The sequence below is a fragment of the Streptomyces caatingaensis genome (assembly GCF_001187435.1).
Lineage (GTDB): Bacteria > Actinomycetota > Actinomycetes > Streptomycetales > Streptomycetaceae > Streptomyces > Streptomyces caatingaensis.
The window spans coordinates 120,939-127,886 of sequence record NZ_LFXA01000012.1 but is presented as its reverse complement, the minus strand read 5'-3'; the positions used below and the strand labels follow the sequence as shown (position 1 = coordinate 127,886).

4 protein-coding genes are annotated in these 6,948 nt (G+C 72.4%); all 4 read left to right on the top strand.

Annotated features, from left to right (window positions below; genetic code table 11):
* The first annotated feature begins 48 nt into the window (after nt 1-48).
* Nucleotides 49-3,381, top strand: a complete 3,333-nt coding sequence (locus AC230_RS19300; protein ID WP_053161268.1) for a type I polyketide synthase — start codon at nt 49-51, stop codon at nt 3,379-3,381.
* 195 nt (nt 3,382-3,576) lie between these two features.
* Entirely contained in the window at nt 3,577-4,602 is a 1,026-nt protein-coding gene (locus AC230_RS19295) for a ketoacyl-ACP synthase III family protein (protein WP_049717541.1), read from the top strand.
* A 5-nt stretch (nt 4,603-4,607) separates the two neighbouring features.
* Nucleotides 4,608-6,536: an HAD-IIIC family phosphatase gene (locus tag AC230_RS19290; RefSeq protein ID WP_049717540.1), complete on the top strand. Its 1,929-nt coding sequence runs from the start codon at nt 4,608-4,610 to the stop codon at nt 6,534-6,536.
* A complete protein-coding gene (locus tag AC230_RS19285; RefSeq protein ID WP_049717539.1) occupies nt 6,533-6,754 on the top strand; it encodes an acyl carrier protein in 222 nt (73 codons plus the stop codon). The genes AC230_RS19290 and AC230_RS19285 overlap by 4 nt, the downstream gene beginning before the upstream one ends.
* The last annotated feature ends 194 nt before the right edge of the window (nt 6,755-6,948 follow it).

Sequence of the window (6,948 nt, the reverse complement as noted above, 5' to 3'; positions counted from 1 at the left end):
CCGCACACGTGACGACTGTTCCCCCCGGTACCGAAGGACTGATTTCCCATGGCGAATGAAGAGAAGCTCCTCGAAAACCTGAAGTGGGTCACCAACGAACTGCGGCAGGCCCACCGCAGGCTGCGCGACATCGAGGCGGAGCAGCAGGAGCCCATAGCCGTCGTGGGAATGGCGTGCCGTTTTCCCGGTGGCGTCCGCTCCCCCGAGGACCTGTGGCGGCTGGTGTCCTCGGGCACGGACGCGATCTCCGCGTTCCCCGGGGACCGCGGCTGGGACCTGGAGGGGCTGTACGACCCGGACCCCGACACGCCCGGCACCAGCTATGCCCGCGACGGCGGATTCCTCGACGGCGCCGCGGAGTTCGACCCGGCGTTCTTCGGGATCTCGCCGCGTGAGGCGCTGGCGATGGACCCGCAGCAGCGGCTGCTGCTGGAGACCTCGTGGGAGGTCTTCGAGCGGGCGGGCATCGACCCGGCCTCCCTCAAGGGCGAGCAGGCCGGGGTGTTCGTCGGCTCCAACGGCCAGGACTACGGCTCGCTGCTGCTGACCGGCGCCGAGGAACTGGAGGGCCACCTGGGCACGGGCAGCGCGGCCAGCGTCGCCTCCGGCCGGCTGTCCTACACCTTCGGCGTGGAGGGCCCGGCCGTGACCGTCGACACGGCCTGCTCGTCGTCGCTGGTCGCCCTGCACCTCGCCGTGCAGGCGCTGCGCAACCGCGAGTGCTCACTCGCCCTGGCCGGCGGCGTCACGGTGATGGCCACGCCCAACGCGTTCATCGACTTCGCCCGCCAGCGCGGCCTGTCCGCCGACGGCCGCTGCAAGGCGTTCGCCGCGGCGGCGGACGGCACGGGCTGGGGCGAGGGCGTGGGCATGCTGCTGGTGGAGCGGCTGTCGGACGCGCGGAGGAACGGCCACCGGGTGCTGGCGGTCGTCCGCGGCTCCGCCGTCAACCAGGACGGCGCCAGCAACGGCCTGACCGCCCCCAACGGCCCGTCCCAGCAACGCGTCATCCGCGCCGCGCTCGCCAACGCCCGCGTCGCGGCCGACGAGGTCGACGCGGTCGAGGCGCACGGCACCGGGACGACGCTCGGCGACCCGATCGAGGCCCAGGCCCTGCTGGCGACCTACGGGCGCGAGCGCGCCGACGGACAGCCGCTGTACCTCGGTTCGGTCAAGTCCAACATCGGGCACACCCAGGCGGCCGCCGGCGTCGCCGGTGTCATCAAGATGGTGATGGCCATGCGCGCGGGCGTCCTGCCGCGGACGCTCCACGTGGACGAGCCGACGCCGCACGTGGACTGGGCGTCCGGCGCCGTCGAACTCCTGACGGAGAGCCGGAGTTGGCCGGACACCGGACGCCCGCGGCGCGCCGCGGTCTCCTCCTTCGGCGTCAGCGGCACCAACTCCCATGTGATCGTCGAGCAGGCTCCGGAGCCGGGGGACGACGGGCCGCAGGACGCGGTCGGTGCCGGCGCGGCGCCCGCCGTCCTGCCGTGGGCGCTGTCGGCGAAGCACGACACGGCCCTGCGGGAGCAGGCCGCCCGCCTCAAGGAGCACATCGAGGCCCGGCCGGACCTGGCGCCCGCGGACGTCGCGCACTCGCTGGTGACCACCCGCTCCGCCTTCGACCACCGGGCCGTCGTCCTCGGCGGCGACCGCGGCGAACTGCTGGCGGGACTGTCGGCCCTCGCGGCGGGCGAGCCCGCGGCGAACGTCGTCCAGGGGGTGGCCGACGTCCCCGGCAAGGCGGTGTTCGTCTTCCCCGGGCAGGGGTCGCAGTGGGCCGGTATGGCCCTCGAACTCCTCGACGCCTCACCGGAGTTCGCGGAGCGGTTGGGGGAGTGCGAGAAGGCGCTGTCGGCGTTCACGGACTGGTCGCTCACTGATGTCCTTCGTGGTGTGGAGGGTGCGCCGGGGCTGGAGCGGGTGGATGTGGTGCAGCCGGTGTTGTGGGCTGTGATGGTGTCGTTGGCGGAGGTGTGGCGTTCGTACGGGGTGCGGCCGTCGGCGGTGGTCGGGCACTCGCAGGGTGAGATCGCGGCTGCGGTGGTGTCGGGTGCGTTGTCGCTCGATGACGGTGCGCGGGTGGTGGCGTTGCGGTCGCGGGCGATCGGGGCGCTGGCGGGCAAGGGTGGGATGGTGTCCGTCCCGCTGCCGGTGGCGGAGGTGCGTGAGCTGATCGGCCGGTGGGACGGTCGGGTGTCGGTGGCCGCGGTCAACGGCCCGACGTCCGTGGTGGTTTCGGGTGAGGTCGCTGCCCTGGATGAGCTGATGGCCCACTGCGAAGCCGAAGCGGTCCGCGCCCGCCGCATTCCGGTGGACTACGCGTCGCACTCGGCCGCCGTGGAGGAGATCCGCGAGACGATCCTGGACGTCCTCGCCCCGGTGACGCCTCTTGCTCCTGAGGTGCCGTTCTTCTCGACGGTGACGGGGGAGTGGCTCACCGGCCCGGTCACGGACGCCGATTACTGGTACCGCAACCTCCGCCGGACCGTCGAACTGGAAGGCGCCGTCCGCTCGTTGATCGAGCAGGGCTTCCGCTGCTTCATCGAGGTCGGCCCGCACCCCGTCCTCACCGTCCCGCTGCGGGAGACGGCCGAGGCGGCGGGCGAGGAGCCGGTCGCCGTCGCCGGGACGCTGCGCCGCGACCTCGGCGGCCCGCGCCAGTTCCTGACCTCCCTCGCCGAGGTGCAGGTGCGCGGGGTGACCCCGGACTGGGCCGCGGTCCTCGGCGACTGCGCCCGCCGCCGCGTCGACCTGCCCACGTACGCGTTCCGCAGGCAGCGGATCTGGCCCGAGCGGGTGGCGGACGACGGGGCGGGCGGCGGTCGGCTGGTGGTGACCGCAGGGGCCGACGAGGCGGTGCCGGCCTTCGGTGAGAAGCTCGCCGGGCTGACCGGGGCCGAGCGCACCCGGGCCCTGCTGGACCTCGTCCGCGGGCACACCGCCGCCGTCCTCGGGCACGCCGGCGCCGCATCGGTGGGTGCCGGGCAGGCGTTCAAGGACCTGGGCTTCGACTCGCTCACCGCCGTCGCCCTGCGCAACCGCATCGGCGAGGCCACCGGACTCCAGCTCCCCGCCACCCTGGTCTTCGACCACCCCACGCCCAAGGATCTCGCCGCGTTCCTCGACGGCGAGTTCACCGAGGGCGCGGCCGGTGGCCGGGACGCGGTCAACGCCCAGCTGGACGCGCTGGAGTTCGCCGTGCTCTCGCAGGCGTCCGACGACGGGACCCTCGCCATGGTCTCCGCGCGTCTCCAGACGATCCTCGCCCGGATCAACCGTCCGGAGACCGCCGTCGCAAGCCGCCGCGAGGAGCTGGAAAGCGCCTCGGACGACGAGCTGTTCGCGTTCATCAACGAGGAGCTGGGCCGGTCCTAGTCCCTTCCTTCCCCGTACGCCGCCCGGGTCTCGTGGCCGAGCCCGGGCGGCGTCGCGCGGTATAGGGGGGCGGTAGGGGGTCCGCCGGCAGCGTGGGCGCACTAGGTTGGTGGGGTTCTCGGGCAGGCCATGCCTCTGGCAGGCCAAGCGTTCCGGGATTCCTGCACGACAATTCTTTACAGCGGTGTGTCATACATGATCTGGAACGACCTTTACATCGCCGGCCTGGGCACCTATCTGCCGCCGACGGTTCACACGGACGACATGGTGCGCGAGGGGGTGCTCACCGCGCAACGTCGTGAATCCCTCGGATATCACTCGGTGTTGGTGGAAACGGAAAAGGCCGCGCCGGACATGGCCGCTCTCGCCGGCAGCCGGGCCGTCGCCCAGTCGGGGATTCCGGTCGAGGAGTTCGGACTCGTCGTCCACGGCAGCCTCTGGTTCCAGGGCCGGCCCATGTGGCCGGCGGCTTCCTACGTGGCGAGCCGGGCGCTGGGTGACGCGGTGCCGGCGCTGGACATGGGCCAGCAGTGCAACGCGGGGCTGGGCTCGCTCGAACTGGCGGCCAGCCACCTGGCGGCCGGCACGCGCGGCAGCGCCGTCCTGCTCACCACCGGGGACCGGTTCGCCCCGCCCGCCATCGACCGGTGGAACACCCACGACGCCTCGGTCTACGCCGACGCGGGCACGGCCATGGTCCTCTCCAGGAACGGCGGCTACGCCAGGGTGCTGGCCACCACGACCACCTCGGACAACTTCTTCGAGGGCATGAACCGCGGCACCGGTCCCCTCGACGCCTGTCCCCCCTCTCCCGAGCGGCCGATCAGCATGGCGGCACGCAAGGCCGAGTTCGGCGAGGCGAATCCCGGCACCGAGACCTTCACGCGGCTGCTGACCGCAATCGCCACCGCCCGCCAGTCGGTGCTCGACCAACTCGGCATGAAGATCGGCGACATGAAGAAGGTCATCGACGTGGCCTCCCGCGGCGGCCTCGGCGACGAGCAGTACTGCCAGTTCTTCGGGATCGCCCCCGAACAGTCGACCTGGGACTTCGGCAGCCGCACCGGGCACCTGGGGGCCGGCGACCACTTCGCCGGTCTGGCCGACCTGCTGCGGACCGGCCAGGTGGGGCCCGGCGACCTGGTGATGCTCTTCGGCGGCGGCGGTGGCTACACCTGTACCGCCGCCGTTGTCGAGATCCTCCAGACGCCCACCTGGTGATCCCCATGGACCGCACCGGCAATCCGTCACCGTCCCACCGCACAACACCCCCCGCCCTCGACCGGCTGCGTGCCCTGCACCAGGCCGGAGTGCTCGGCCGGGAATACGGCCGGCTTTCCCGACTGCTCGCCGAACTGGAGTCGGACGAGGACCTCGCCAGGGCCGGCCGGCTCCTCGCCCGGCTCGACCCGGACGAGGTGGTCCGGGCCTCCGCCACGGCGTCCCGCCCGGTCGACGAGATCACCGTCGTGATCACGGGCCACGGCACACTCGACCCGCTGGTCGCCCCGCTCACCGCACAGCTGGCCCGCCACGGGCTGCTGCTCCGGCCCCTGGTGAGCGACTTCGACGCCTACCTGCGCGACCTCCAGGACCCCGGCAGCCTGCTCTACACCGCGGGCGCGCAGCTCGCCCTGTGCGTCCTGGACGAAGGGGTGGTCTTCGACGAGGTGCCCACCCCGTGGAGTGTCGCCGACGTCGAGGAGGCCACCACCGCCAAGCTCGCCCAACTGGAGCGGCTGACCGCCCGCTACGCGCGCAGCGGCGGTCACCTGGTGCTCAACACCGTTCCGCTGCGCCGCCACCGCACCCACCAGCTTGTCGACCACCGGTCGCGATCCGAACTGGGCGTCGTCTGGCGGGAGTTCAACGCCGGACTGCTCCGGCTGGGGACACGGCACCCGGAGGTCACCGTCGTGGACCTCGATCCGCTGGTGGCCGAGGGCGGGCCGGTGGCCGAACCCCGCCTGTCGGCGTACTTCCGGACCCACCTCGGTGACGAACTGCTGGGCCAGTACGCCCGCGAGATCGGGCACTTGGTCCGCGCGCGCCGTGGTGCCACCAAGAAGGTCATCGCCGTCGACCTGGACAACACCCTCTGGGACGGCGTCCTGGGCGACGACGGCCTGGAGGGCATCGCCGCGGCGGCCACGCCGCGCGGCGAGGCGTTCGGCCGCTTCCAAGGCGTGCTGCGTCAACTGCGCCACCAGGGCGTCCTGCTCGCGGTGGCGAGCAAGAACGACCGGAGCGCCGTCGAACAGGCACTGCGCGAACACCCCGACATGACCCTCCGGGAGGACGACTTCGTCCGCATCAAGGCCAACTGGCGCCCCAAGGACGCCAACCTGGCCGAGCTGGCCGACGAACTGAACCTCGGCCTGGACAGTTTCGTCTTCGTCGACGACTCCCCCTTCGAGACGGGCCTCGTCGCCTCCAGCCTGCCGGACGTGACCGTGGTGCGCCTGGACGAGGAGCCCGCGCTCCACGTGGAACGCCTGCTCGCCGACGGCTGGTTCGACGCCCCCGAACTCACCGCCGAGGACCGGGCGCGCACCGAGCAGTACCGGGGCGAAGCCGCCCGCCGGGAACTGCTCGGCGGCACGGGCTCGCTGGAGGAGTTCCTGGCGGGGCTCGACACGACCGCCCGGCTCTCCCGGGCCGCCGGCCGCGACATCCCCCGCATCGCGCGGCTCACGCAGCGCACCAACCAGTTCCACCTGGCCACCCGCCGGATGGGTACCGACGAGGTGCGCGCCGCGGCCGAGGACCCGGACCACTTGGTCCTCGCCCTGCACGCGGGGGACCGGTTCGGCGACAGCGGACTGGTGGGCGCCCTCTTCGTCCGGCGCGAAGGCGCCACATGGCACCTGGACAACGCTCTGCTGAGCTGCCGGGTGTTCTCCCGCGGCATCGAACAGGCCGCCGTAAGGGCCCTGTTGGCGCACGCCCGCGCCACCGGCGCCCACGAGGTGCGGGCGGTCTACCGGCCCAGCAGGAAGAACGGCCGCTTCCGCGACTTCTACCCCGGCCTCGGATTCTCGGTCGTCACGGAAAGCGCCGAGGAACTGGTCCTCCGCCACGACCTCTCCGTACTGCCGGAGCCGGTGCCGCACGTCCGCATGGAAACCGCATTCGAAGGGACCGCACAGCCATGACCGAAGAGGAATTCGCCTCCCTGCTCCGGGACGAGCTGGCGATCCCCGTCACCGTCGACGACTTCGACGCCGACCTGGACACGCTCACGCAGTGGAGCTCCCTGTACCTGATCCGGCTGGTCGTCGCCGTCGAACAGGCCACCGGCCGCCGCCTCTCCGTCGACAAACTGCTCACCGAACGCTCGCTGCGCGGCCTGTACGCGCTGGCCGCGGGCTGACCTCCGCACCCCGCCGCGGGGGCGGTCCGGCACCGTGTCGGGGGCTCCCCTAACACCGCCCCTCCCGGCGGTCCCGGGAGCCCCTACGCTCCCCCTCAATTCCACCCGAATCTCTTGATCACCCGCCTGGTCCGGCCGTAAATTCCGCCGGACCAGGCACATTTCGGCGCGCCCGGGGACTCAGGGCCGGGGCC